The organism is Pseudomonas sp. dw_358, from assembly GCF_018449655.1.
Taxonomy (GTDB): domain Bacteria; phylum Pseudomonadota; class Gammaproteobacteria; order Pseudomonadales; family Pseudomonadaceae; genus Aquipseudomonas.
Window position 1 is genome coordinate 1 of sequence record NZ_JAAVUX010000045.1, and the last position, 1,505, is coordinate 1,505.

Annotated in this window: 1 protein-coding gene; it reads right to left on the minus strand. The window is 57.7% G+C overall.

Annotated elements, in window-relative coordinates:
* Positions 1–1,502 (minus strand): IS66 family transposase (locus HB675_RS25660; protein WP_213881963.1); only part of this gene is annotated, 1,502 nt, incomplete at its 3' end.
* Between the last annotated feature and the right edge of the window lie 3 nt (positions 1,503–1,505).

A 1,505-nucleotide genomic window follows, 5' to 3' on the forward strand; every position in this document is an offset into this window, starting at 1 on the left:
TCGTAATCCTCTACCGATGCAGCCTGCGGCAACCGTTCAAGTACGTGGCGCAGCCACGTATACGGCTCCCGGCCGTTGACTTTGGCAGTCTCGACCAAGCTATAGATCTGCGCGCTCGCGGTTGCGCCTTTAGGGGTGTCGCTGAACAGCCAAGCCTTGCGCCCGATCACAAACGGCTTTATCGCCCTTTCAGCCGCGTTGTTGTCGATCGGTAAAAAACCCGCTTCAACGTAACGCTCCAGCCTGCTCCAGTTATTCGCCAGATAATGAACGGCCTTGCCCAAAACGCTTTGCGGCGTTACCTGAGGCTGAGTTTTATCCAGCCAGTTTTTCAACTGATCCAATACCGGCTGGCTCTTTTCCTGACGACCGACCAGGCGCTGCTCATCGCTCACGTCTTTAAGCTCACGCTCGATGCCGTACAACTTGTTAATCATCGTCAGTGCGATATCGGCCCGGCCGGTCTTGCCCTTGGGCTGCACTTTCTGGGCTTCCACAAACTTGCGCCGCGCATGGGCCATGCAGGCCAGCCGCTCCACGCCCGGTTGCAACGCCAAGGCGTTGTAACCCGCGTAATCGTCGGTCATCACATAGCCCTGATAACCTTCCAGCAGGCGCAGTGGCACTTCCTGCGCGCGGCTGGATGTGTAGTCAAACAACACGACTTTCCGATCAGGCGGCCCGCTGGCCTGCACCCACATCCAGGATTGGCGGGTCGGATCTCGATCCGGTTCTTTCAGTACCTGAACTCGCGTTTCATCGCAGTGAATGACCGGACTCTCCAGCAGCCGATCACGCATCAGATTCAACAAGGGTTGCAGATGCTCGCCGCACTGGATAATCCAGCGCGCCAGTGTTTGACGGGGGATTTCAACGCCATGACGGGTCAGCACCGTTTCAAAACGATGAAGCGGCAAGCCGTCGACGTACTTGGTGGTGAGCAGCATGGCCAGCACGCTCGGACTGGCCATGCTCTTTTCAATCAACTGCGCTGGTTTGTCGGCCGTGACCGGGGCTGTTTCACAACCACGGCAACCGTAGACTTTGCGGATGTGTCTGATCACGCGAATCTGCATCGGCACGATATCCAGCTGCTCGCTGGTTTCTTCTCCGATGATGTGTTTGCGGCAACCGCAGGCACAGGTGAGTTCGTGCTCGGGCAAGTCGTGGATGACTTCGACTCGCGGCAGATCAGCCGACAGTGGCTTGCGCTTGCCACGGCGTGGCGCAGGAGTCACAACTTCCTCGTCGGCATCGCCGACCGCAGGCATTGGCTCGCTCTCGGGCTCATTGAACAGCGCCAGTTGCGGCGTGTTGGGTTCGACAGTCTGTTCGGATTTACGGCCAAAGATGCGGTCACGCAACAGCTTGATCTGCTCTTTCAGATCAACGATGTGGGTCTCGTATGCCTCGGTGGTAACTTCCTGACGGCTGAAGGCCTCAAGCAACATTTGCTTGAGCAAAACAGGGTCATCAGGGAGGTCTTCGGGCAAGGGTCGCATGCC